Consider the following 23,780-nt stretch of genomic DNA (forward strand, 5'->3'; position numbering starts at 1 on the left):
ATGCCCAGCCGCGCCGCCTTGGTCGAAGGTCTCATGGATCGCTTCCCGGACCTGCCTCGGGAAGCGGTGATCAAGGAGGACCTGCTGCGCGGCGGCATCGCCTTCGATGCCGCCGCGCTGAGTGACAACCACGACAGGGACGTCAAACCAAAGTCGTACTTCATCTTCTCCTTCGACCATGGAACCCTGCCCGAGCTGGGCCAGGCCGCGCTGCGCCGCCCCCCGGAGGAGATCGTGCTGACTGGCGGGCCCTATGGGCTGCGCCGCACGGTGGTGTCGGTTCGGGTGAACCCTGCCTCGCCCTATCGGGTGGCTCCCGGCGCCGAGGGGAGGCTGGGTCTGTATCTGGACGGGGAGCGGATCGCCGATGTCGGTCTGCCGCCGATGCCGGACTATTACCGGCACACCCTGGCGAGCGGGAAATCGGTGATGGAGGTCGCCCCGACCATCCAATGGGGCTATCTGATCTATTTGACGGTGTTCCGCGTCTGCCAGTACTTCGGCGCCAAGCAGGAGTGCCAGTACTGCGACATCAACCACAACTGGCACCAGCACAAGGCCGCGGGCCGCCCCTACACCGGTGTCAAGCCCGTCGAGGAGGTATTGGAGGCGCTGGAGATCATCGACCGGCACGATGTCGCCGGCACTTCAACCGCTTACACGCTGACCGGCGGGGCGATCACCTCACGGGTCGGGGGGCTGGACGAAGCTGATTTCTACGGGCAGTACGCCAAGGCGATCGAGGAGCGGTTCCCCGGCCGCTGGATCGGCAAGGTCGTCGCCCAGGCCCTGCCCAAGGACGACGTGCGGCGCTTCCACCACCACGGGATACGGATCTACCACCCCAACTACGAGGTGTGGGACCGGCGTCTGTTCGAGCTGTACTGCCCCGGCAAGGAACGGCACGTCGGACGCGACGAATGGCACCGGCGCATCCTGGACTCCGCCGATATCTTCGGGCCGCGCAACGTGATCCCGAACTTCGTCGCGGGGGTCGAGATGGCCGAGCCCTTCGGTTTCACCGGTGTCGGCGAGGCCATCGACTCCACCGTCGAGGACCTGCGGTTCTTCATGTCGCACGGCATCACCCCGCGCTTCACCACCTGGTGCCCGGAGCCCACCACCCCACTGGGCAAGGCCAACCCGCACGGAGCACCGCTGGAATACCACGTCCGGCTCCTTGAGGCGTACCGGGCGCCGATGCAGGAGTTCGGACTGAGCTCGCCGCCCGGATACGGCCCGGCCGGCCCCGGGAACGCCGTCTTCTCCGTCAGCTCCTTCATGGACACCCTCCCCGCGCAACCGCAGGAGGCGAAGAAGTGAACTTCCGTACACCGATCCCGGCGCTGTTCCCCGGCGCCTCGGGCCGTATCGTCACCGCGCTGACCGCCCACCAGGCGACGAACACCGGGGCACCGCTGTCGCCGACGGACCTGGCCCGTGACGAGGCAGACCGCATGGCCGCGCGGCTCTCCCGACACCTAGGCAACGTCGTCACCCTTCGCACAGCGGCGACCGACGCCGACGCCGCCCGCTTCGCCGGACCCGAGGCATCCCTCATCATCCCGCCAGACTGCGCTGTCACGTTGGCGGGTGGCGTGGGAGGATCCTCGGGTTGATCATGGTGGAGGGGGATCGTCCGTGGGGAGCGTGTCGCCGTCGTACAGGGGGCACCGGTACCCGGTCGAGATCATCGCGCACTGTGTGTGGCTGTACTTCCGGTTCCCGCTCAGTCCGTGAAGTCGAGGAGCTGATGCTCGAACGCGGTGTCATCGTGTCCCACGAGACCGTGCGCCGCTGGTGTCTGAAGTTCGGGCAGGCGTACGCCAACGCGCTGCGCCGCCGACAGCCACGGCCGGGGGACAAGTGGCATCTGGACGAGGTCTTCATCAAGATCAACGGTGAGCAGAAGTATCTGTGGCGGGCGGTCGACCAGGACGCCTGGTGCAGAACCGGCGGGACGCGGCCGCGGCCAGGCGCTTCTTCCGCGGGCTGATGACGACGACGGGCGAGGTGCCGCGAGTGGTCGTCACCGACAAGCTGCGTTCCTACGGCGCCGCCCACCGCGAGGTCATGCCCTCGGTGGAGCACCGCTCCCACAAGGGATTGAACAACCGGGCCGAGAACAGTCACCAGCCGACGAGGCAACGCGAACGGGCCATGAAGGGCTTCCGCAGCGTGGGCGGGGCCCAGCGGTTCCTGTCCGCGTTCAGCGGCATCTCACCCCACTTCCGGCCCCGACGCCACCTGATGACCGCATCCGAACACCGAGCCGAAATGACCATCCGCTTCACCACCTGGGAGCAGATCACCGGCCTCACCGGCCGGCCTACCGCGGCCTGAGCCCAGGCCGGCACCCGGCCCCACCACACCTCGACGCACCATCAGACACCCACACACCCAACAACGTGACAACGCCCGGCGCAAGCCCCGGATTTCTGGTCGCTCGGACTCGGAGAGTGACAGGCCTTCAGGTAGTACCGGGGCCTGGTTCTCGTCGAAGTGGTCAACGGGACGGGGCCTTCGCGACGCTGCCCCGTACTCACGCAGCAGGGGGCTCCTGAGACGGGCCGAAACTCGCGAATCCGACGGCCGCACACCATGCGCGCCCCGCCCCGCCCCGGCCGCGGACCGACCGGCCCGTGGCCTTCCTTCCCGGCGTGTCCCGGCGCCGCCTCCCCGTCGCGTCCGGGGGAGGTAGTACGCAGGGCGCACGTCGGTGGCCCGTCCTGCTGCACCTGACGTACCGCCAGTTCATGCCTCACGGCGATGTGCGCGGGCGGAGCGCGCTGGAAGGCTCGACCTGCCCGGCCCGGACGCTCTCCGGACCGACCGTGTTCGTCACCGTCAGGAGAAGCACCATGATCACCCCCGGCACTGCCGTACGGCGCGCCTCGGCCGTAGGACTCGTCCTCGCCGCCGGCCTCACCACCGGCCTGGCCACCCCACCCGCCGCCACCGCCGCAACGCCCGCGGCCGCCGACGCGGCCCCCGCGGCGGGGCTCGGCCGCTATTACCAGCAGCGCCCCCACTGGCACCGCTGCGCCCAGGGTGCGGACGACGAGACGGGCCGTGCCCTCGACACCGCGGGCGCACGCTGCGCGGACGTGACCGTGCCGCTCGACTACGGCAAGCCCCGCGGCCGGACCATCACCGTCGCCATTTCCCGCCTGAAGGCCACCGACACCCGTCACCGGATCGGCTCCCTCCTGATCAACCCCGGAGGTCCGGGCGGCCCGGGCCTCGGCACGGGGCTCGCCGTGCGCCCCATGATGAAGGAGACCGGTGCCCGCTACGACCTGATCGGCATGGACCCGCGCTTCACCGGCCGCAGCACCCCCCTGGACTGCGGCCTGCCCTCCGGCCCCGGCCTGCTCTCGGCAGGCCCCGACCGGGCCGGCTTCGACCGCCAGACGGCCCGCGCCAGAAGCGTCGCGGAGCAGTGCCGGGCCACCAACGGCCCGCTCCTGCCGCACGTCACGACCCGCAACACCGCCCGCGACATCGACGTCATCCGCAGCGTCCTCGGCGAGCGGAAGATCTCCTACCTGGGCTTCTCCTACGGCACGTACCTGGGCACGGCCTACACCCAGATGTTCCCCACCCGCCACGACCGGGTGGTCCTCGACAGCGCCCTGGACCCCGACCGCTACAACCCCCGCCTCCTGAAGGGAGCCGACGCCGAGAACGAGAAGGCGTACGACGACTGGGCCAACTGGACGGCGACGCGCCACGGCACCTACGGCCTCGGCCGCACCCGCGAACAGGTACGCGCCACCCTCGACGACGTGATCGCCACCTCCGCCCGCGAACCGCTCACCGTCGGCACCGCCCCCGACGTCTTCCGCCTCGACGGCAGCCAGGTCCCCGCCCTGCTCTTCACCGAACTCGCCAACGACACCGACCCGGCGCGTGCCTCCCTGGCCGAGCACATGTCCCTGCTCGCCAGGGCCGCCGAAGGCCGCCCCACCACCCTGCGGCCCGCCTTCGCCGACCTGCTGCGCAGCGTGTTCACCCCCGCCGGTTCCTCCGTCGCCAGCGCCCAGACCGCGATCCTGTGCGGCGACGCCCCCGCCCCGCGCGACCCCGAGACGTACTGGCGCGACATCGAACGGGGCCGCGCCGCCCACCCGTTGTTCGCCCCGCTGACCGAGAGCATCACCCCGTGCGCCTTCTGGGACCGCCCACGCGAGGCACCCGTCCGGGTCCGCCACGACACCCGGGCCCTGATCGTCGCCTCCACCGGTGACCCTCGCGTCCCTTACACCAACAGCGTCGCCCTGCACAACCGTCTGCCCAGCTCCCGCCTCCTCACCCTCGCCGGCGCCAACCAGCACGTCAATTACGGCGTCTACGGCAACGCCTGCATCGACTCCACCGTCAACTTCTACCTCGCCACCGGCCGCCTGCCCGCCCGCGACCGCACCTGCGCCAAGTAGCCCGGCAGCCGCACCACGAGCCCTCGGCCCGGACGTCAACCCGACACCCGGGCCGAGCGCCCCGATTCCTTCATGCGGGCGAAGGTGTGCTCGACTCGGGCGCGGACTTTGCGGCGGGAGGTGTTGTGGGCTTCTTTCCAGACCGGTAGCTCGGTCTGGCCGGGTTCTCGGCGGTGCGGGTTGATCAGACCGGTGCCGCGGTAGCCACCGCCGGCGATCACGGTGGTCTTGCCGACCGAGCTCTTGGCTCCGGACAGTTCCCATGCCTTGCAGTCATTGCGGTTGCTGGGCACAGGCCGGCCGACGGAGACGACAAGGCGTGAGTCGGCATCGATGACGACCTGGTGGTTGGTCAAGTAGCGGAAGTCCTTGGACTGCTCCGCCATGCTGTGGTCCCGTGTCGGCACCAGGGTGCCGTCCACGATCAGCACCGTGCCCTGGCGAAACCGCTTCTGCTGGTGCAGCGCGAGCAGCGGCCCGGTGTGGTCGACGATCCGATCTGCTGCCGACTTGGATACCCCGAACAACGGGGCAAGTTGGCGCAAAGTCAGGTTGGTGCGCCGGTATGCCGCGACAATGCGCCAGTATGCCGCGACAAGCAGTATCCGGTCCTTCAGCGGCAGTGCCCAGGGCGGCCAGGCCGAACCGCATCGGCTCCCTCCCCGCCGCAGCTGGGTGAGCAGCTTCCCGAAGCGGACAGCAGGTGTTCGCGATCGACGGGTTCCGCCCGGCGCGTCAGGATCGACATACCGGAACGCTGATCCAGGTCGGCAGCGCCAATGCCCGGTTGTGGACGCCGCCGGAGTGGACTGCGCGCGCTGGCTGAGCTGCCATTTCCCGCAGGGTGCCGAGCGGGAGAACATCCGCGAGTCCACACTGGAAGGGCTCGACACCGCCTCTCGCAAGGGCAAGCACGGCGGCCGACCGCCGGTCATCACCGACGACATGCTGCACACCGTGCTGCGGCGCCGCGCGAACGGCGAGTCCGTCGAGCAGATCCAGCCCGCCCTGATCATCCCCACCGGCAAGCGCAAGGGGCGCAACCTCTCGGTGGCCAGCATCTACCGGGCACTGGCCGAGCACGCCAAACGCGAGGCGTACCCCGAAGCTGCCGAGAAGGCCCCCGCCGACTTCGCCGCCCTCCAAGCCGGCGAAGTCCCCGGCCCCCGCCTGCTACTTGTCACTTCGCCGTAGCTTCGGGAGAACAGGGCCATGAGTCCCGTGGGTTCAGCGAAACTGAGGGTTCTTCGTCGGGAACCGACGGGTGTTCAGGCTTTCTGGAGGGTTTCGACCCGTGTGTTCTGGGTGAACTCAAGGCGCTGCCTCATCGGTTAAGGGTGTTGAGCCGTGCATCACGCTGAATCTCTTCCCAGTAGTGGGCGGCGGCTGCGACGACCGCTTGAAAGTCGTGCAGCGACATGACTGCGACGTGGGGCGTGCGCGACCCCACGGGCGGTTCGGCGGGCTCGCCGATCACGATCGCGTTCGTGCCGTGGACATACCCGCGGACCAGGCAATGGTCGAGGGACTCGGCGGCCCCCAGCAGCGATGGATCGTTTAGGGCGGCATCGGAGCGCAACACGGACAGCGTCGCGGCAGGGTCAGCGTCGGGCTGGGCCAGACGCGGGTCCTCAAGCCTGGCCATGTTCTGCAGTGTCAGCATCATCGAGCCGAGGATGCAGGGCTCTGAATCGCCCATGATGATCGAGTCCACGATGAGTTGGAAACGAAAGAAGCGCGCATCCCAGGGGTCACCTGCTGGGGTCAAGATCAGACCGAATCGGCCGTCGTCGGTTGAGATGCGCATGCCTATGACCTCTCGTGGTGTTCCTCGGCTTCCGATGCTAGAAGCTGCCGAGCGGCGTCGCCGTAGCGGATGGCGGTCTTCTCGTCGATGCCGAAGACGAGCGCGAGGTGGAGGGGGTCGGCGCCGTGAGTGAGGGCCTCTTCGAGCTGTCGGTCGACGCGGAGCCGTTCCAGGGTGGCGGTGAGGTTGCGGGTGGCTCGGGTGGTCCAGAGCTTGCTGGCCGGGCCGAGTTCGACGGCGGTCTTCTGGGTGATCAGCAGGTAGGGGTTGGCCGTGTTCGGCCAGCGGCTGCGGCGGTGGTCGAGCCAGTCCAGGACGGCACGGCGGGTGAGGTCATCGAGTGGGCGGACGTGGTCGCCGACGGTGATGCGCCTGTTGCCCAGGTCGACGTCTTCCAGCTGCATCGTCCGGATCATCTTCGGCCGTGCCGCGTGGACGGCGGCCAGGGCGACGATGAGCCTGATGTCTGGGGTGCTGGCGGTGGCGATGGCCTCGTCGATGTCCGCCTGGACGAGGGCTTGGAGGACGCCACCGGTCTGTCGCGGGACACGCATGCGGATCGTGGGGTTGCGGAAGATCTGGCCGTTCTTCTTCGCATGCCGGAACAGCGACCGCAGCGCGACGATCCGGCTCTCGCGCTGTTTGCCGGTGACAGCGTCCCGGACCGCGATGATGTCTTCCCGGGTGACCTCTCGCAGGTGGTCGTAGCGGCTGGACCACTCCAGCAGCACCGGCTGGATCTCGCCCAGGTAAGCCCATGCCGTGTGCCGAGAGCGAGGCTCGGACCGCGGGCCACCGTCGAGGAGAGTGCGGATCCAGGCTTCGACGGCGCGATGGATGCCCGGGGGCATCCCGCCAAGTTTTCGCTCCAACCACCGGTCGACTGCAGGTGCCCGGTCGTCGGTGAACAGGCCCAGACGGTCGAGAACTTCGGCGATCCGCACGACGGGAAGCCCACGGACGCGCAGGGCCGGGAAGAGCTCGGAGCGCCGGATCGACTCACCTTCGCGGAAGCCGGACAGCACGATGACCAGGGCTCGGTTCACGTCACTGGTGATCCAGCGGCTCCAGCCGCGGGCCTCTCCCAGTGTCCGGGCGGCCTGCTGGGCCCGGATCAGCCAGGGATTGGCCAGGTCGGCATGGAGTTCCCGGTCGAACCGGCGGAAGTCCCGAGTGACGGTGAACAGCGTCAGTTGCGTCGATGTCGTGGTCACGCGATGCGGTTCGGGAAGCCGCGGCGTCTTCAGCACGCGTCGCCCGGCCTTGCCGACCCGCGGCCCGCCGTTTTTGGGTCGCTGGAGGTTCGCGAAGAAGAGCTGCTGGCAGGTCACCTGCCGCAGGTGCGGCTCGATCACCGAAGCTTTGCCGCTGGCTTTGATCGCCCAGGTCGCTTGAGCCCGGCAGAGGCGGCAGTAGCCGTATTTGCCATCGACCGGGGCCTGCCGCCGGCAGCCGACACATTCGCCGACGGTGTGTTGCTGGCCATAGGTGTAGCAGCCGCGGCAGAACCGGCCGGGCAGCTGCCCCCAGGCGAAACAGCCCGAGCAGGAGGCCGCCGGCTTGCTGTCGCTGATCTTCCCCATGATGGTGACCAGCTCACATCGGCGGCAGCGAGCGGCCGTCGCGGCGCTTGGGCACGACGGCCGGGACCACCAACGAGCCGGTCGTGGCCTCCTGGACGACAGCCTGCTGACCGGGGCGCCTGACCTTCTCTGGCTCGGGAATCAGCAGATCGCCGATCTCACACCCGAGCACGACGCAGATCACGTCCAGATCCTCCAGTTTGAGGGAGACCGGCTGGCCGGACCACAGGCCAGACATCTTCCCGGCCGAAATCACCAAGCCGTGTTCGGCCAGGCTCCGCTGGAGTTCGGACGCCTTCCAGATCCCCTTGTTCGCGGCGGCCAGCCGCAGGTTCCACTTCATCCCATCAGTCCTTCCAGCCGCTTCGCGGCCCGCTGCTGCCCCGACACCCAGGCATCCTCGACCCGGGTCTGCTGGACGTGGATGTAGCGCATCGTGGTGGCGATCCAGGAGTGCCCGAGGACCTCTTGAATCCCGAGCAGATCAAGCCCTCCGAGGTAGAGCTCGGACGCGCAGAAGTGCCGCAGGACGTGTGGCGTGAGCTTGTCGGCCCAGCCGGGCAGGTGGGCCTTCGCCGCGGCGGCCAGACCGTTGCGCAAGGCGTCGTCGCCGACGCGGCGCGAGGAGCCGTCGGAGTTCTTGCGCTCGGACGGGAAAAGTGGGGCACCGGGACGGGTGTGGTCGTCGTCGAACTGGCCCCAGACGTCCTCAATGAACCATCGCAGCGTGCGGTCGGCACCGTTGATCAGCGGCACCATCCGCTCGCGTGGGCCCGATCCGCGGGCGCCCTTGCCGTGACGCACGTGGAGCTTGCCGAAGCGGCCCAGCTCCCACTTGATGTCGGTCAGATCGAGCTTGCATGCCTCGCTCACCCTGAGTCCGACCTGGGACATCAGTTTCGAGGCCGTGTAATTCCGCGCGGTCGGGGCGAACTTGCGGCAGGTCGCCAGCTCGCCGCCCCAACCGGTGAACAGTGTCTTGATCTCCGGCTCGGTCGGCGGGATCCGCAGAGCCGCGTCCTTGGATCCCCGCGGGCGGTTCATCTCGTCGATCGGGCACTCGACGACCCGTCCGGTCATCCGATGGATTTCGACCTTGTGCCGCAGCTCCAGGAACAGGAAGTACGTGGTCAGCGCCTGCGCACGGGCTAGCCGGGTGCCGCTCGGCGAGCCCCGCAGCACCTTCCCGAAGTACCCGTCGGCGTCGGCCGGTTCCATGTCCCACAGCGGCCGGCCCAACCAGGCCCGTATCTGGTCCAAGTGCCCGACGTCCCCACGGATGGTGCCGTCCGCAAGCCCCGCCGAAGCCCGTGCGAGGACGAACCCGGCGAGCACGTCGGTCTCGAACTGCTCCAGTTCCTCCGCCGAGACCGGATCGCGGAACTCACGCAGGTCGCGTACGGCCGCCAGCGCCAACCCGAGCCTCCTCGCCTTCACTCCGATCACGGATCGATCGGACGAAGTGAGAACGCTTCAAGAATCCTGAAGTTACGTCACCGGCTTGAAGAGCACCCCAAGGAGACAGAACACCCTGGCCACGGGGACAAGGACTCAGCAGGGCTCAGGGGAACTCGCGGGATGTCGCACACACCACCGGAAGGCCGTCAGCGGAACCGCTGATGTCGCCGCCGGAGCACCAAGCCCGCCCCGTTCGAACCCTGACCTGGGCAAACATTCGGCCGAGGTTCAGACACAGGTACTTACAGAGCGGGGATCGTGACGCGGCTGGTGTACCGCGAGTAGCAGGCCAAGACAGGCAGGCTGCACCGCGTGGGACTGTCGGTACTGGAACCTGGGAAGCGCGCGAATTTTCAGTGCCAACTATCGTTTGACGCGTCCCCTCACTGCGAGAACGGCGAGGCCAAGCAGGAGCGGTTCGGTGATCCGCGAGACCATTTCAATATAGGTTCCTGTCGTGGTGAGGTCCTCACCAGAGGAGCGAAAGACCACTGAATTCACGACAACTCTAAGGCTCTTTTCGAATCGCTCTGAACTGATTCGGTCACGCAGCGCCCCCGACGGATTAACCACATCCGGCTTCTCTAGTGGCATAGTTACGTTTTGTGACGTGATCGCACCGACAGCCTTCGGTTCCCAATCATCGTCCGGCAGCCCCCAGAGCATGAGGCTAGCCAAAGTGGCCCACACCGCCAGAAATAGCCACGCCAACGCTCTCAGGGCTCGCAAACCATACCCAGAAAGCATCCAATAGATGTGGACTAAAACGCGATCAGCAACCCGGGACGTTCGGTCAGCACGCCTCATCTCCATTTCTCCGTAATAGAAATCAGCCGCCCCCGGCTCATTTCGTGTATCTTCCAGAGATTTTCGCAATGCCCGGTAGATGGGGGCCAGAGCAGAAGGATTATTGATCTCCACATTGGGCGGATTTGGTAGCCATTCGCTTACCGCTCGAGTCTGACTGGAACGCCAATACTGCTCCTCGGCAATTACTTGGCGTCGATAGAACCGCTGCGGCTTCCACCCAGCCCAATGGCTCTTGGTCGGCGGATAGCCGAAGCTTGTCTCGCCTTCGATGCGCATCTGATCAAGGTGCACCGTACCGAAGAAGCGGCATCGCGAGAGGTCCAGGTCTGCTAGCACCAGATGCGCAGCGTCAACACCCTGCAAGGAGACCAACGTAACGGTCGGGTCCAAGGATCCCAGGTCGCCCTCGTCAGGCCCCGGGACAAGCACTGCGACAAATGGGCGTGGATTCTTAATCACGCGAAGAGGGTATTCGAATACCGCGCTCGCAAGATCCACGTCAGCATATCGAAGACGCAGCGTAGCCGTGGAAAGCCATCGCGCACGTCGAAAATCAGCCTCCTTTGCAGCGATCTCGAATGCAATAGGTGCCGAAAAGGTCGAGAAGGAGAAGTCGATTTTTCCGCTGCATGCAACCGGCCCCACATGACCCGCGACCTCAAATTGGACGCCAGAGAAACCCACGTCCCCCCTCGCAGTGACCGAAGTAAAGGTTACATGGCTGCGAAAATGTGATCCATTGAAGAAGGCATCTCTACCGAAAGAGACGCTGGTGAAGTCCGCCTCGCTGCCGAACTCCGCCGATGCGAACTGTGTCCTATTGCCGAACTTTACTCCGACAAATCGAGCGCGACCATTGAATTTTGCGCCGTTGAAAACTGCGGTTTCAAAAGTGGCCCGCTCGAAGGAGACGCCTTCCGGGAAGGTTACATAGTCAAACCGGGCCAGACCGATCTCAGGGCGCCCAGTTGCGGGATTCCTCACGGCGTCCAGTAGACGATCCAAGATCCGTTGGGTCAGTGCCGTGCCTGTGTGCTTTAAATCGCTGCCTGGTCGAAGTCCCGCAACATATGCGTCCACTTCGTGTTCAGCGAGGTGTGATAGGCAGGCCGAGTAGGGTTCGACAACCTGCCCCCAGCAGCCAATCGGATCACCGCCAACGGGGTCAGCGCCGAGTGCACAGTGCGTCCATTGCGGTTCAGTGAGAGTGATCAGCACGTTGGAACGACGAACAGCTAGCGGAACATGGTTCCCGGCTGGTGGCGGCGGAGTATCGGGGCGGTGGTGATGGTTCTCGCCGCCGTAGCCATCGCACTCGCGGTCGGCTACTTGCTCGAGCGTATGCGCCCGTGCGGCACTTGGTCGACTGGGCGGTCACGAGATCGTGGCCGCCAGGCTCTCGTCGCCTAAAAAGGCCAGCCAGCACCCCGTAGACCAACAAGCCCCCTCCGAGCGTGAGCACTTGACCGTCCCGGCGGCGGGTCCTCAGGGGCAGCGGTGGCCCGGGGCGGGGTGGGCCATCCATACCGCGACATCGGCGACCCGTAGCGCGCTGACCGACTCGGGCAGGCCCGCACTCTCCCGCAGGCCAAGGAGCCGGTGGTGCAGGGCCTCGTCGTCCTCGCGCAGGGCGGTGCGCAGATCGGTCCAGAACGACGGCGGGTGGCCGAGCGCACAGCGCACGACCCGGTCGTAGACTGGCAGCAGCCGTGGCCGCTTACGGGCTAAGAGCTTCCCGGCGATCACCCACCCAATCTTGTACTGGTCCTTCAACAAGCACCAGGCCCGGTACGCTGGCGAGCCGTCCGCGACGACCGAGGCATCGGCCTCGGACAGATCGGTGTCGGAAGGGATGCCTCGCAGCAGTTCGGACAGCAGGTCGAGGGCGACGGGCGCGGGGACGGTCACCGACAGGGTCTGAACCGCCACCAGGTCCTCTGCGGTGAACCGGTCCGCGACCTGCCGACGGTCACCCCCGCCCGCCAGGTGCTCGAACCGGCCCCCCGTGAACGCGCCGGCACCCGGGGGCAGGCCGATCCCGAAGTAGCGGCGCAGGTCGTCCACCACCCGCTCCGCATCCAGAACGACGCGCAGGCGCTGCCCCACCACGGACGGCTCCCCGCCGGAGGAACCAGGCCCCGCGACGAGCTCGTTCATCTCAGATATCTGTGCTCTCATCTGTGTCAGTTGTGGCCGGTGGCGTCGGCTGGGCCGCCCATACCTCGCTGATCAAGGTGAAGGACGTAGTGAGCATTCCGGCCCCCCAGCGTGGGGGCATGACGGAATGAGCCCTCTGGCCGTGGGCGATGCGGTTGCGGAGCTTGCGCCCCTCGTGGAGGAACTCCGTCTGCCGCTCGGTCAGGAGGCCACTCTCCTTGCCCTGCTTGGTGAGGGCGTGGAGCGGCTTCGTGCCGGAGTCAGGGATCTTGGCCCGGAGGACGATCTCGATCGCGATCAGGGCGTGCAGGAGGGCCACGGTGGAGAACTCGTAGCAGAAGTAGGAGTGGCGCAGGAGCTCGCGGGAGGTGTGCAGCACCGTTGCCGCGGACTGCGGTATACCGGAGGGCAGCGTCAAGCCAGCGACGACGTCGTGCATGTCGGCGTACTGGGTGACGAAGTGATGGGCCCGGGGGTCGGGCACGGGAAACGGCAGGCGCTGATCGGCGGCGGCTTTCCACGGCAACGGCATCCGCGTGCCGCTGTCGGCGGACCCCTTCCGGGAAGGTGGCTCCTCCCCGAGGAAGAGCACAGCCATGGCGATCTGGAGCACGAGCGCTGCCCGGTACCGGGAAGGCGTGTCGACCAGGTCGTGCAGGACGTTGTTGCGGAGGTTCATCTGCCCCTCGGCGTTGCCCAGCACCGTCCGGAGGACGAGGGGCCACGGCTCGGGGAAGCCGAGTTCATCCAGCTTGTCGAGGAGGGAGCCGAGCTGCTGGACCTGTCCGATGGTCTCCCCTTGTGCGTGCGTGATCACCGCGATGTCGGCTGCCTGGAGTCGGCGGCGCAGCGTGCCCTAGAGGCGCGGCAGGGCCAGGGCCAGGGCCGTGTCGACATCGCCCTCCCAGAACGCCTCGAAGGCGCGGGCGAGACCGCGCGTCCGAGTCTCCGGAGCATGCTCCGGGCTGGCGAAGAACCGCACGAGGTCCTCCGCCGTCGGGCGGAACCGGTCGCGGACTCGGTCCAGCTGGGCTTCGACGACCAGGCCGTGCACGTCGAGGGCGAAGACGTGCTGCCGAAAGAAGAAGCCCTCTCCTCCGGTGCTGTCGCTCCCGACGGTGCGCGTCACGACGGGGCCGTTGGAGTTGATGTACACCGTCGGCAGGGACAGCAGCCCGGACGGCAGGGCCGCGGAGTCACTCATCGTGGGAGGAGTGGTGGCGATGAAGTGAAGTGCGTGCTCCATGCTGTCGGTGGCGTCGATGGCCGCGCTCGCTGCCTCCAGGTAGCCCGCCGGTAGGGCGACCGGGGTGCCGATGGTATCCATGGGAAGTTGGTCCCGACCGATCTTCTGCTGCGTTCGGCGCACCTCGTCAAGGGCGTCGGTCAGCCCGCTGTCGCGGGCATGTCGAGCGGCGTCCTCCAGGGCGAGGAGTTTCCGGAATCCGGTGCTGCTGTCGGCCAGTTCCATACGGGCGCGGTGGATCTGTTCGTCCACGTCGCGGTGCTCGTCGGCGCCCACCACGCAGCGGAGCTCTTCGAGGAACTCCACCCGGTAGTGGAACTGGCCCTCTCCGCAGTACTCGTCGACGGCACGTTCGAGCAGGGGGCGCACGGCTGGCTTGTCGTGCGTGCTGGCCACGAGCGGGGCGGTCATGAGGCCGAGCACGCCCGGCGACGGGGGCTTCCATGCGAGCGCGGCCTGGCCGAGGGCGATCATCTCGCCGACGATGTCGGTACGCTCCGGCTGCCGCGTAGCGGCCGCCAGGTCGTAGGCGAGCACCAGGGCGTCCGCTGCAGCAAGTCGGGCCACCTCGACTTCGGAGGATGCCGCCCCCTGCGGCTCCGGAGAGGGGACGAGCGCCTCCAGGTGTTCCTCGGCCTTCGTCAGCAGCGCGCCGGCAGCATCCCGGTAGCTGTGCACCGCGGAGCGGAGGTGCTCGATGGGCTTTGTCCCGTGCCGGGCCACCCAGAGCAGGTGGTGAAGCCGGGCCCGGACCAGGGGGTGGGTCGTCTCGGGGGCGTAGGCGGCCCAGGCCTCGAAGACCGCGGGCGGCATCTCGCCCACGGCCCTCGAAGCCAGGTCACCGTTGTGGTCGGTGCTGCGGAACGGTCCGAGGACGACGTCCCAGGTGCCGTCCTGCAGCCGGAACTCCATGGCCGCCCACAGGGCCGCGAAGTGCTCGTGCTCCTCCTCGCCCGGGTTCGTGTGCGACCAGCCAGCGCGCAGTTCCCGCCCGACCTTGTGCAGTGGTTCGCAGGAGTCGACTCCGCTGTTCACCGCGCTGAGAACTGCTGGCTGAGCATCCATCTCGACTCCTGACTCCAGGTGTGGCGGTCGAACTCTAGGCGACCGTCCTGGCCAGGAACGAGTGGATTGTGAAGCTGGGTGACCTCTTCTGCATCGACGGCGCGGCTTGCCCGATATGGGAGAACGCACCGTCACCACCGACTACGGAACAGAGCCTGATTCCTGATAGACCCATCGGCACCGACGGCTACCTGAAGTTGAGCTCTGCGCTGGGCTTGCCGCCGCCCGGCCCACCGGGCGTCGTCAGCTCCGAGGTGACCTTTTGGACACGCGGGTCTCCTTGACTTGTCGGGAACTCCTCGGCGTCGGCCGCTTGCCGGTCGCGCCGATATTCAGAAGGCTCCGGCTCTTCGGGGGCTGTTGAGGGCTGATCACGGCGCTACGGCTTGACGAACGGCCCGTTCACGGCCCCGGTCCGGGGTGGGGCTCCGGCCGGAGACGAGTTGGGTGACGTCGACGGTGCCGGCCCCGGTCTGCGGCTCGGGGATGAGAGTCCATAGGGCTGCCAGTACGGCGAAGGTGGCCAGCAGAGCGGCGGCTCCTGTGCGGCCCTTCGCCCAGCGGGCCCGGAAGCGGATCGGGTCCTCGATCAGGACCTTGGAGAGCCCCGCAGCCGCGAGGGAGACGGCGAGGATGACGGCCGTACGGCTCCAACCCGTCATGCCGAGGCGTTCCTCGTTCAGGAGCAGGTAGATGGGCCAGTGCCACAGATAGAGGCTGTAGGAGACCAGGCCGCACCAGCGCAGGGGAGGCGCGGCGAAGACGCGGCCTACGGTAGTGCGGGGTGCTTGGGCGAGGCAGGCGATGAGCAGGGCGGTGGCCAAGGCGTGGAGGAAGAGTCCGCCCTGGAAGAGGGAGAGGTCCTTCTGCCCGTCGGCCAGGGCCCAGTACGCCCCGATCCCGCATGCCAGGGCCAGACTCCCCCAGGCTGCGGCCCGTTCGCCGACGCGGGCCAGGAGGCGGGTGGCCGGTGGTGTGGCCATGAGGGAGCCGAGAAGGAGCGAGAAGGCTCGGGTGTCGGCGCCCTCATAGACGCGGGTGGTGTCGCCCGGGACGGTGAACACGATCATGAGGACCAGTGAGACGGCGGCTCCGGTCGCGGCCACGGCGGCGACACGTCGGCCACCGTTGCGCCCGCGGGCCAGCAGGCCGATGGCCAGGGGCCAGACCAGGTAGAACTGTTCCTCGACCGCGATGCTCCACAGGTGGCCGAAGATCCGGGTGTCGGCCGCGTTCCAGTATCCGACCTGGTCGGCGATGAAGTGCCAGTTGGCGAGGTTTGCCGTCACCCAGGGCGCGTCGTCGAGGGCGTAGCGGAGCAGGGGTGGTGGACCGAGCGCCCAGACGAGGAACAGGGTGCCCGCGATCGTGACGGCGAGCGCCGGCAGCAGGCGCCGTGCGCGCCGCCCCCAGAAGGCGAGGAGGTCGATGCGGCCGTCCCGCGCCTGTGTCTCCTTCAGCAGGAGGCCGGTGATCAGGAAACCGGAGAGGACGAAGAACAGGTCGACGCCGAGGAAGCCGCCGCCGAAGTGGCCTGCGTGGAAGAACAGCACACCCAGGACGGCCAGGCCGCGCAGACCGTCCAAGGGTGCGATGTGCCGCTTGTCGGACAGTGCGGGGACGGCCTTCGTGCAGGGGCGGCGATGGGTGCGCACGGGTTTCGTCGGGGTGGGCATGGGTCTCCAACGAGATGAGCGAGCCGGCCCGTTTCGGGCCCAGCACCAAGGAGGTCGAGGCGGACCGGGCACTGAACCCGAGCTGCCTTCCGGCCGGTATGCGTTCCGGCAGGACGATCGCTGTCCGTTGGTGGACTACTTGCAGCTGAGCTGGGCGTAGACCTTGTCGCCGGTCCACGACCCGGTGGCCCACTGGTCCACGGCGGCCGGGGTGAAGCCGTACTGCTTGTTCAGCTGTTCGCCGAACCATTTGGTGAAAGCGGCCGAGCCCTGCTGGCAGGAGTGGATGCCGTCCTTGCCGCGCTGTGCCGTGGCAGCCGTGTTGTCGGTGCCCCACAGGGCGGAGGCGTCGAGGAAACGGACCGTGTTCGGGTGCATGTCCGCGACCTCCTTGGCGGACTTCGGCGCGGTCTTGATCGCGGCCTCGTGTGACTTGTAGAAGTCGTCCACCTTGAAGGGGGGCGCGGACACGATGAGAAGTTCGGCGCCCGCATCGTTGACCGTCTTGGCCAGACGTTCGTAGGCGCCGCGTTGTTCGCCGGGGGTTCCCCAGTCGTAGGTGGTGATCTGGTAGGCGACGACGTCCGGTTTGAAGGACTTCAGCTCTTTCGGGAGCCTCTCCCAGGTGGGCTGCGCGATCTCCCCGACGACACCGCCGCCCCCTGCGGCGGCGATCGACTTGAACTCCACGTGGCTGGCCTTCATCGCCGCGCCGAGGGGCGGTGCCTGAACCTCGCCGATGGAGTCGCCCATCCACAGCAGCCGGTGCGGCTTCGTGGCGTTCTTCCGGCCGTCGGGCGTCTGCTGGTCACCGGCCGTGGCAGTGCTGCGGTCGGCGGCGGTGTCGGAGCCGTTGCCGGAAGCTTGGCAGGCGGTGAGAGCGAGTGCGGCCGTCGTGGCGGCGAGGACGAGTCCCGCGGCACGGCGGGCGGGTCGCTGAAGAAGAGGGAAGGGCGTGTTCTTGCTGTTCATGTCTCCAGCAGAACCCGCGAGGAGGCCGCCTGGGCGGGCCATCATCGTTCCGTCACATGCCGGAAGAAGGACGGCTATACAGGGCGAGCAGTACGGTCATCCGGCTTTCGGGAAGCTGAAGACGTAGCGCTCTTCGACGAACCAGAGGAGAAGCCGTTCCAGCGCTTCCATCGTCTGGGCGCGGTTCCCGCCGCCGTCGTGGAGGAGAACCGTCGGCCCCGTGGAGAGCTGGTCCTTCACGGTGCGGACGATCGTGTCCGCACCGGGCTGCCGGAAGTCGCCGGGGTCGACGTTCCAGCCGAGGTTCCGCATCCCGTGGGCTGCCGCGATCTGACGGCTCTGCGCCGTGAAGGCGCCGCCCGGGGCCCGGTAGTACCAGATCCGTTCGCCGCCGGACGCCTCGTCGATCATGCGCTTGGCGTCGAGGATCTCCTTCTCCTGGTAGGACACCGGCTTCTTGTCCATGGCGACATCGTGGCTGACCGAGTGATCGCACAGCCGGTGCCCCTCGGCGACAATCCGCCTGACGAGGTCGGGATGGGCGGCGGCATTGGGGCCGGTCAGACAGAAAACGGCCTTGGCTTTGTACCGCTTCAGCAGCTCCAGGGCCTTCTGAGTCCAGCGCGGGTCCGGACCGTCGTCGAGGGTGAGGTTCACCGACTTCCCGTCGTCCTCGGACTCCCGGACGATGGCCATGTCCACGGTCGGTGCGGGCAGCGCGGGGTCGATCGTCGTGCTTGCCCCAGCCGTCTTGCCCCCGGCGGCCCCGGCGGCCCCGGCGGGCTGACCGGCACCTCTCTCCGCCAGAACCGCGAAGGCGGCCGTTCCGGTCAGAGCCAGGGCCGCTGCGGTGACCACCGCCCGCCGTAGGGTGCCGACGCGCCTGCCGTTGCTGCCTCGGGTGTTGTTCGTGTCGTTGCTCATGCGCCCGACGGAACCGCCCGCCGTACCGCGAACGGCCGGCCGTCACCGTTTCGTCAAGGAATGCGGAACCGGGCGTCATACGCTTCCAGCACCCTTGTCAGAGAAAACCCCCATGCCGCGCAGCCGGAGAAGAGAGCACCACCGATGGCACGAGTCCTGCTCATCGAAGACGACCCCGCCGTACAAAGGGGCGTCACCCTCGCGCTGAAGCGCCGTGGCCATGAAGTAGAAGTCGCTGCAAGCGGGGAGACGGGACTCCTCACCCTGGAACGCTACCGGCCCGACCTGGTGCTGCTCGACCTGATGCTGCCAGGGATGAGCGGCCTGGAGGTGTGCCGCCGAATCCGGGAGAGCAAACAGATCCCGATCATCATCCTCTCTGCCCGCGGTGACGAGATCGACATGGTCGTCGGCCTGGAAGCAGGTGCCGACGACTACATCACCAAACCCGCCAGCGGGGAGATCATCGAAGCCCGGATGAAAGCCGTCCTGCGCCGGGTCGCCCCCGCCCAGGACAGCCCCGCGGCCACGCCCACGGGGGCAGAGCACCATGGCGACCTCACCGTGGACCGCACCAGCCTGGTCGTGGCCAAGCACGGCACGGAGCTGACGCTGGCTCCCTCCGAACTCAAGCTGCTGCTGTTCCTCACCGCCACACCCGGTCAGGTCTACTCCCGCCACCAGCTCCTGGAACAGGTCTGGGAGCACTCCTTCTACGGCGACGTCCGTCTCGTCGACGCCTGCGTGATGCGGCTGCGCGCCAAGACCGAGGACGATCCGCGCAAGCCGGAGTACGTCCAGACGGTACGCGGCTTCGGCTACCGCTTCGGCCCCCTCTGATGAACCTCAAAATCCGCTTCCCCAGGGGGCTGCGGGCACGGATCGTAGTCGCCGTGCTGCTGGCCGTCGCCTTCGGCGCACTGCTCACCGCGGGCCTCACCTTCCACCAGGCCCGCTCCTCCGTCCTGGAACGCACTCAGAACACCGCCGTCGCCGACCTGCGCATCCAGCTCGACTCCCTCGCCCCTGGCCTGACCTTCCCACCCCGCGCCGAGGACCTGCGCGGCCTGTCCCTCCAACTCGACCGGGCCGGAGGCTCCCGCACCTGGCACTCCTCCGCCTCCTACCAAGGCGGCACACCGGTCCCGGCTTCCCCCGCACCCCCCGTGCCCAAAGAGCTCCGCGAAGCTGTCCAGGCAAGCGGCCAGGCGACGTACCAGCGCATCGAACGCGATGGCCGCCCCTGGCTGGCCGTCGGCATGCCCGTCGCCTACGCCGCGGAGCCCGAACGGCCCGCGAGCGCGGACAAGCTCTCCGGGCTAACCGTGTACGTCGCCTTGCCCCTCGACGCCGACCAGGCCGACATCTCCGCCCTGGTCACCGCCGCCGAGGCCGGGGCCTTCCCCGCGCTTGCCCTCGCCCTCATCCCCGCCTTCTTCGCCGCCCGCAGCGTCCTGCGCCCCGTACGACGCCTGCGCAGCGGCGCCGAACGCATCACCGCCGGCGAACTAGACACCCGCCTCGACACCGAGGGCCACGACGAACTGACCGATCTGACCCGCTCCTTCAACACCATGGCCGAAACCCTGCAAAAGGACGACGCCGAACTGCGCCGCATGGAAGCCGGAGCACGCCGCTTCGCCGCCGATGTCGCCCATGAACTGCGCACCCCCCTCGCAGCCATGACCGCCGTCACCGAGGTTCTCGACGAGGACGCCACCTCCGGCATCCTGCCCCCCGACACCGCCGACGCCGTCCAACTCATCTGCGAGGAGACCCGCACCCTCGCCCGCATGGTCGAAGACCTGATGGAGGTCTCCCGCTTCGACGCCAAGGCCGCCCCGCTGCACGCCGAGGAGCTGGACCTGCGCACCATCGTGACCAAGACCCTCCAACTGCGCGGCTGGGCCCACGACGAACGCGTCACCGCCGACATCCCCACCCCGGTACCGGTACGCGCCGACCCCCGCCGCATCGACGTCATCCTGGCCAACCTCATCGGCAACGCGCTGCGCCACGGCCTCCCACCGGTCACCGTCTCCGCCCGCGCAGAGAACGACCACGCGGTCATCACCGTCACCGATCACGGCCCCGGCATCCCCGACGACGTACTCCCGCACATCTTCGAACGCTTCTACAAAGCCGACACGGCACGCACTCGCTCCGAAGGCAGTGGCCTTGGCCTGGCCATCGCCTACGAGAACGCCCACCTGCACGGCGGATCCCTGACCGCGGCAAACGCCCCCCACGGTGGTGCCGTCTTCACCCTCACCCTGCCCCCGGCCGACCCGCAGGAACAACGATGACCCGCCTCCCGTCCAGGTCCCGACGCACCTCCCGCACCACGGCAGCCGCCCTCGGGACCCTGACTCTGTCCACCTTGCTCATCGCCACAGCCGCCGGCTGCGCGATCGGCCCCACCAACCCCGTGCACGCCGGCCCCCCGGCCTCCGGCATCCAGCAACCCGGAACCGAAGCCCGCTTCGTACGCCTCTACTTCGCCGGCCCCACCGGCATCCGCGCCGTCTCACGCCCCACGGACCGACCACTCAGCCCCCAGCAAGCCCTCGACCTTCTCCTGGAGGGCCCCACCCCCGCCGAACGCCAACGCGGCCTGATCAGCCAAGTAACGCCGATGGCCAGCCAACTCACCGCCACCACGGCCGACGGAGCCGTCGACGTCCTCGTCCCCCAAAAAGTCAGCACCGGTGACCTCGACGTCACAGCGGTCAGCCAGATCGCCTGCACCGCCGCCCACGCCAACGTCCCCGGCAACAAACCCCCCACACAGATCGACATTCGCATCCACGAGAACCACATCCGCTCCCAGACCCCCTGGACGGTCCGCTGCGGCCCCAACGGCGATGTGACACCAGTAACCGGCTGACACAAGAGACTGTTGTCTTTCCGTACTTGATCGCTGACTTTCTGCTGGTCAGGCGTGATGTGGCGGGTTCCGTGGCGGGTCTATCAGGAATCAGGCTCTGTTCCGTAGTCGGTGGTGACGGCAGGTAACTGACGTCGTCGACGTTGCATGCGAGATGCCAACTCCCTTGTGGCAACGGTGTTTTCAGGGCTATCGGCACTGGTCATCGATGATGTGGCGGACGACGGCGAGGTGATCCGGGTCTTGGCCCGGACCAGGGATGCTCCCTTTCCCTGCCCGATGTGCGGGGTGCCGACGGGGAAAGTGCACGGATACCACGTCCGGACGGTTGCGGATGTGCCAGTCGATGGCCGCCGGGTCGTGGTCAACGTCCGGGTACGACGTCTGGTCTGCCCGGTCCTGGGCTGTCGGCGGCAGACCTTCCGCGAGCAGGTCCCTGGGCTGATCACCTGGTTCGGGTACCCGGCCCAGAAGCACTTCGTTCACCTTTCCCAGGCGTACACCCTCCTCGGGGATACCGAGGCCGCCTACTCGGCCCAGGACAACGCCCTAGACTCACTGATTCCCCCTCGGTGATGACCCGGGCCCTGATCGCGATGGACACCGCCACCTGCCTGCGTCTCGATGGCGACCCTTCAGCGGCGGCCAAGATGGCGGTCGGGATCTTCGACCGCCTCCCAGGCCCCTACCGTGATGGCCTGATCCGGTCCAGGGCCGAAGCCCTCCACCAAGCCCTCGGCGGCCGCCCCCGCGACCTCCTCGGCCAGGTTCTCGCCTGACGGGGGCTCTGCGAGAACTGACCGGGGTGTCTGGGACGGTGCGTGATGCCGCGTCCCCGGCACGGGTGAAGCCCTGCCATGACCTGACGTCCCACCCGCGCTGATCAGCGCCGGTGGCGGTCGACTCCGCAGTGCTGACCGGTCTGCTGGCGCTGCAGGGGGCGCGCGCAGTGTCCGATCCATGCACGGCGGCGGAGCTCTGCCTGAGCGCCCTGCGCGAGCGCCATGTGAACGCCGGGGTCAGACCCCCGCGGACGTCCGGGCGTCCTTGGCGGGTGTCACGGGCGCCGCCGCAGGGCCGCTGCCATGCCCTTTCGGGGACCCGAACCAGGCTACTGCCACCGCGCCCGATACGGCGAGCACGAACCCGGTGATCGCCGCCCAGGCGAAGCCGGGACGGGAGGCATCGCCGAGCCACAGCACGCCGATGATGCCCGGCAGGACGGTCTCGCCGACGACCAGCGCGGCGGTGGCGCCGTTGACCGAGCCGATCTGCAGGGCGACCGTGTGCAGGTACATGCCGCCGATGCCTGCCACCAGGATCGCGTAGAGCGCCGGGTCGCAGAGCAGCGCTCCCGGGTCGAAAGGGTCGATGCCATTCAGCACACGGACCCCGACACCGAGGGCGCCGAAGCCCAGTCCGGACAGCAGGCCGGCCAGGATCGCGGCGCGCGCCCCCAGTAGGCGTACGACCACGGTGCCGCCCACGATCAGGAGCAGCGAGATCCCCAGCAGCCACCAGTGCGTGGAGATCGGGGTGTCGCCGCTGCCTTCCGGGCCCGCCGCCGTCGCCAGAAGCACCAGCGCGGAGCAGACCACAGCAATCGAGGTCCACTCGGCGCGGTTGAGCCGGATGCCGAGGAGCTTGATGCTCAGCACCGCCGTGATTACCAAGTTGGCGCTGATCACGGTCTGCGACAGGAACAGCGGCAGGAGGCGCGCCGCCAGTGCGCCGAGCCCGAAGCCGACGAAGTCCAGGATGGTCCCGACGATGAACTCCCAGGTCATCGCCGCCTTCGCAGTGGACGACAGGCTCGGGCCACCGTGCTGGGTCACGCTGCCCTCGGCGGCCTCCCGGCGGGCTGACTTCTGTGATCCGACGGCCTGAAGGACGGAGCCCGTGCCGTAACAGATCGATGCTGCCACGGCGGTGAGCAGTCCTATGAGCACCGAAAGCTCCGTTCATGTATGGGTCGGTGGGGTTCGGTCCCGTTCCCACTGGCAGACGTGGGTTTCGGCGCGAAAGTTGCTTCCGGCGAGTCAGTTACCGGCGTATCTCCCTCCACAGGCCAACTACGGTCAGCCACATTGCCCATAGCACACTGCAACAGGTCTTGGCGCAGCGTCACGAAGTGTCCACTTTCGCGCGTATCTCCTCCGCGCCCCAAAAAGGAGCCCGCCCCCAGAAGCCGCATCACGGAGATCACCGTCGCAGCCCCGGTCCAGCGAAGTTGGTGACAACTAGAGCGAAAAACCCCAGGTGGTGACAACTGGAATGCCCAAACAGTGACAGGTACCGCGCTCAAGTCCACGCTCGGTGCCAGCTCACCGACCCACCTTGGTGTCACCTAGCTCGCCCAGTCACAGGAGCCCGTCGCTGTGTGACTACCGGGCCTGGAGGGCGCCGCGGTCGATGAGGCCCTGGATATAGGGAGGCCAGTCCCGCTCCAGGCTGGTGGTGATGGCGGCGTGAACGTCAGCGCGTACCTGCGGGGTGACGTGTTCGACGTCGCCGCCCGGGTAGTACAGGCGCACCCCGTCGCGGCTGGCGTCGCACAGGATGGCGTGGGCCTTCTGCACGAGCGTCATGTAGAGCTGCGGGACCGGTGCCTTGACGAGTTCGTCGATGACGGCTTCGTAGTCGGCTCCGAAGTCCGCCCAGTCCTTGCCCTGCTTGTCGAGCCAGAGGGTGACGTCGGAGAAGAAGACCGCTTTGCCTGGCCCGTCGTTCGGGTCGCGGGCCAGGCCGGTCGCGAG

21 protein-coding genes and 3 pseudogenes are annotated in these 23,780 nt (G+C 67.9%); 10 read left to right on the forward strand and 14 right to left on the reverse strand.

Annotation, left to right across the window (positions count from 1 at the left end):
- The 4 genes and pseudogenes from IEZ15_RS37390 (at position 1) to IEZ15_RS37405 (ending at position 4,439) form a co-directional block, all read left to right on the forward strand.
- Positions 1 to 1,323: a radical SAM protein gene (locus IEZ15_RS37390; RefSeq protein WP_189281373.1), complete on the forward strand. Its 1,323-nt coding sequence runs from the start codon at positions 1 to 3 to the stop codon at positions 1,321 to 1,323.
- Entirely contained in the window at positions 1,320 to 1,619 is a 300-nt protein-coding gene (locus tag IEZ15_RS37395; RefSeq protein WP_189281375.1) for a hypothetical protein, read from the forward strand. The genes IEZ15_RS37390 and IEZ15_RS37395 overlap by 4 nt, the downstream gene beginning before the upstream one ends.
- Before the next feature lie 22 nt (positions 1,620 to 1,641).
- Positions 1,642 to 2,343, forward strand: a pseudogene (locus IEZ15_RS37400) (IS6 family transposase).
- 518 nt (positions 2,344 to 2,861) lie between these two features.
- On the forward strand, positions 2,862 to 4,439 hold the full coding sequence (locus IEZ15_RS37405; protein WP_189281400.1) for an alpha/beta fold hydrolase: 1,578 nt from the start codon (positions 2,862 to 2,864) through the stop codon (positions 4,437 to 4,439).
- A 68-nt stretch (positions 4,440 to 4,507) separates the two neighbouring features.
- Here the strand turns inward: IEZ15_RS37405 and IEZ15_RS37410 are convergent.
- Positions 4,508 to 5,131, reverse strand: a pseudogene (locus IEZ15_RS37410) (transposase); the annotation flags it as partial.
- A 97-nt stretch (positions 5,132 to 5,228) separates the two neighbouring features.
- Here IEZ15_RS37410 and IEZ15_RS37415 point away from each other — a divergent pair.
- Positions 5,229 to 5,633, forward strand: a complete 405-nt coding sequence (locus IEZ15_RS37415) for a hypothetical protein (protein ID WP_229846373.1) — start codon at positions 5,229 to 5,231, stop codon at positions 5,631 to 5,633.
- A gap of 130 nt (positions 5,634 to 5,763) precedes the next feature.
- On the opposite strand, the gene IEZ15_RS37420 is transcribed toward IEZ15_RS37415, so the two are convergent.
- From IEZ15_RS37420 to IEZ15_RS37470, 11 genes are all read right to left on the reverse strand, one after another.
- Entirely contained in the window at positions 5,764 to 6,246 is a 483-nt protein-coding gene (locus IEZ15_RS37420; RefSeq protein ID WP_189281377.1) for a hypothetical protein, read from the reverse strand.
- Positions 6,247 to 6,248: 2 nt separating this feature from the next.
- Positions 6,249 to 7,829 (reverse strand): tyrosine-type recombinase/integrase, encoded by a 1,581-nt coding sequence (locus IEZ15_RS37425; RefSeq protein WP_189281379.1) that lies wholly within the window; start codon positions 7,827 to 7,829, stop codon positions 6,249 to 6,251.
- Positions 7,830 to 7,842: 13 nt separating this feature from the next.
- Positions 7,843 to 8,172: a helix-turn-helix domain-containing protein gene (locus IEZ15_RS37430; protein ID WP_189281381.1), complete on the reverse strand. Its 330-nt coding sequence runs from the start codon at positions 8,170 to 8,172 to the stop codon at positions 7,843 to 7,845.
- Positions 8,169 to 9,275 (reverse strand): tyrosine-type recombinase/integrase, encoded by a 1,107-nt coding sequence (locus IEZ15_RS37435; RefSeq protein ID WP_229846365.1) that lies wholly within the window; start codon positions 9,273 to 9,275, stop codon positions 8,169 to 8,171. The genes IEZ15_RS37430 and IEZ15_RS37435 overlap by 4 nt, the downstream gene beginning before the upstream one ends.
- 375 nt (positions 9,276 to 9,650) lie before the next feature.
- Complete coding sequence (locus tag IEZ15_RS37440) at positions 9,651 to 11,081, reverse strand: pentapeptide repeat-containing protein (RefSeq protein WP_229846366.1); 1,431 nt, start codon at positions 11,079 to 11,081, stop codon at positions 9,651 to 9,653.
- Positions 11,082 to 11,582: 501 nt separating this feature from the next.
- The gene (locus IEZ15_RS37445; RefSeq protein ID WP_229846367.1) at positions 11,583 to 12,254 is read right to left on the reverse strand and encodes a DUF6308 family protein; all 672 of its coding nucleotides are present in this window, start codon (positions 12,252 to 12,254) and stop codon (positions 11,583 to 11,585) included.
- Position 12,255: 1 nt separating this feature from the next.
- Complete coding sequence (locus tag IEZ15_RS37450) at positions 12,256 to 13,071, reverse strand: hypothetical protein (RefSeq protein ID WP_229846368.1); 816 nt, start codon at positions 13,069 to 13,071, stop codon at positions 12,256 to 12,258.
- Between the two features lie 39 nt (positions 13,072 to 13,110).
- Complete coding sequence (locus IEZ15_RS37455; protein ID WP_189281383.1) at positions 13,111 to 14,565, reverse strand: DUF7380 domain-containing protein; 1,455 nt, start codon at positions 14,563 to 14,565, stop codon at positions 13,111 to 13,113.
- Positions 14,566 to 14,936: 371 nt separating this feature from the next.
- Positions 14,937 to 16,241 (reverse strand): acyltransferase family protein, encoded by a 1,305-nt coding sequence (locus IEZ15_RS37460; RefSeq protein ID WP_229846369.1) that lies wholly within the window; start codon positions 16,239 to 16,241, stop codon positions 14,937 to 14,939.
- Between the two features lie 135 nt (positions 16,242 to 16,376).
- Positions 16,377 to 17,213 carry an SGNH/GDSL hydrolase family protein gene (locus IEZ15_RS37465; RefSeq protein ID WP_189281386.1) on the reverse strand — a complete coding sequence of 279 codons (837 nt, stop codon included), beginning with the start codon at positions 17,211 to 17,213 and terminating at the stop codon, positions 16,377 to 16,379.
- Between the two features lie 96 nt (positions 17,214 to 17,309).
- Positions 17,310 to 18,137, reverse strand: coding sequence for a polysaccharide deacetylase family protein (locus IEZ15_RS37470; protein ID WP_189281389.1), 828 nt, complete (start codon positions 18,135 to 18,137; stop codon positions 17,310 to 17,312).
- 144 nt (positions 18,138 to 18,281) lie between these two features.
- Between IEZ15_RS37470 and IEZ15_RS37475 the strand changes: the two genes are divergently transcribed.
- The 5 genes and pseudogenes from IEZ15_RS37475 (at position 18,282) to IEZ15_RS37495 (ending at position 21,803) form a co-directional block, all read left to right on the forward strand.
- On the forward strand, positions 18,282 to 18,977 hold the full coding sequence (locus IEZ15_RS37475; protein WP_189281391.1) for a response regulator: 696 nt from the start codon (positions 18,282 to 18,284) through the stop codon (positions 18,975 to 18,977).
- Positions 18,977 to 20,443, forward strand: coding sequence for a sensor histidine kinase (locus IEZ15_RS37480; protein WP_189281393.1), 1,467 nt, complete (start codon positions 18,977 to 18,979; stop codon positions 20,441 to 20,443). The genes IEZ15_RS37475 and IEZ15_RS37480 overlap by 1 nt, the downstream gene beginning before the upstream one ends.
- On the forward strand, positions 20,440 to 21,024 hold the full coding sequence (locus IEZ15_RS37485; protein WP_229846370.1) for a hypothetical protein: 585 nt from the start codon (positions 20,440 to 20,442) through the stop codon (positions 21,022 to 21,024). Before IEZ15_RS37480 ends, IEZ15_RS37485 begins: the two co-directional genes overlap by 4 nt.
- Before the next feature lie 147 nt (positions 21,025 to 21,171).
- Positions 21,172 to 21,471 (forward strand): annotated as a pseudogene (locus IEZ15_RS37490) (transposase family protein); the annotation flags it as partial.
- A 128-nt stretch (positions 21,472 to 21,599) separates the two neighbouring features.
- Complete coding sequence (locus IEZ15_RS37495) at positions 21,600 to 21,803, forward strand: hypothetical protein (protein ID WP_189281395.1); 204 nt, start codon at positions 21,600 to 21,602, stop codon at positions 21,801 to 21,803.
- Positions 21,804 to 22,043: 240 nt separating this feature from the next.
- Here IEZ15_RS37495 and IEZ15_RS37500 read toward each other — a convergent pair whose 3' ends face one another.
- Entirely contained in the window at positions 22,044 to 22,973 is a 930-nt protein-coding gene (locus IEZ15_RS37500) for a DMT family protein (RefSeq protein ID WP_229846371.1), read from the reverse strand.
- 435 nt (positions 22,974 to 23,408) lie between these two features.
- The coding region (locus tag IEZ15_RS37505) for a hypothetical protein (RefSeq protein ID WP_189281397.1) at positions 23,409 to 23,780 on the reverse strand (372 nt) is incomplete at its 5' end.

Origin of the sequence: Streptomyces atratus, assembly GCF_014648655.1 — a bacterium.
Lineage (GTDB): Bacteria > Actinomycetota > Actinomycetes > Streptomycetales > Streptomycetaceae > Streptomyces > Streptomyces atratus.

Coding starts and splice junctions, on each gene's coding strand:
- IEZ15_RS37390 (WP_189281373.1), top strand. CDS start 1: ATGCCCAGCCGCGCCGCCTTGGTCGAAGGTCTCATGGATCGCTTCCCG.
- IEZ15_RS37405 (WP_189281400.1), top strand. CDS start 2,862: ATGATCACCCCCGGCACTGCCGTACGGCGCGCCTCGGCCGTAGGACTC.
- IEZ15_RS37420 (WP_189281377.1), bottom strand. CDS start 6,246: ATGCGCATCTCAACCGACGACGGCCGATTCGGTCTGATCTTGACCCCA.
- IEZ15_RS37425 (WP_189281379.1), bottom strand. CDS start 7,829: ATGGGGAAGATCAGCGACAGCAAGCCGGCGGCCTCCTGCTCGGGCTGT.
- IEZ15_RS37430 (WP_189281381.1), bottom strand. CDS start 8,172: ATGAAGTGGAACCTGCGGCTGGCCGCCGCGAACAAGGGGATCTGGAAG.
- IEZ15_RS37445 (WP_229846367.1), bottom strand. CDS start 12,254: ATGAACGAGCTCGTCGCGGGGCCTGGTTCCTCCGGCGGGGAGCCGTCC.
- IEZ15_RS37455 (WP_189281383.1), bottom strand. CDS start 14,565: ATGGATGCTCAGCCAGCAGTTCTCAGCGCGGTGAACAGCGGAGTCGAC.
- IEZ15_RS37460 (WP_229846369.1), bottom strand. CDS start 16,241: ATGCCCACCCCGACGAAACCCGTGCGCACCCATCGCCGCCCCTGCACG.
- IEZ15_RS37465 (WP_189281386.1), bottom strand. CDS start 17,213: ATGAACAGCAAGAACACGCCCTTCCCTCTTCTTCAGCGACCCGCCCGC.
- IEZ15_RS37470 (WP_189281389.1), bottom strand. CDS start 18,137: ATGAGCAACGACACGAACAACACCCGAGGCAGCAACGGCAGGCGCGTC.
- IEZ15_RS37475 (WP_189281391.1), top strand. CDS start 18,282: ATGGCACGAGTCCTGCTCATCGAAGACGACCCCGCCGTACAAAGGGGC.
- IEZ15_RS37480 (WP_189281393.1), top strand. CDS start 18,977: ATGAACCTCAAAATCCGCTTCCCCAGGGGGCTGCGGGCACGGATCGTA.
- IEZ15_RS37485 (WP_229846370.1), top strand. CDS start 20,440: ATGACCCGCCTCCCGTCCAGGTCCCGACGCACCTCCCGCACCACGGCA.
- IEZ15_RS37495 (WP_189281395.1), top strand. CDS start 21,600: ATGACCCGGGCCCTGATCGCGATGGACACCGCCACCTGCCTGCGTCTC.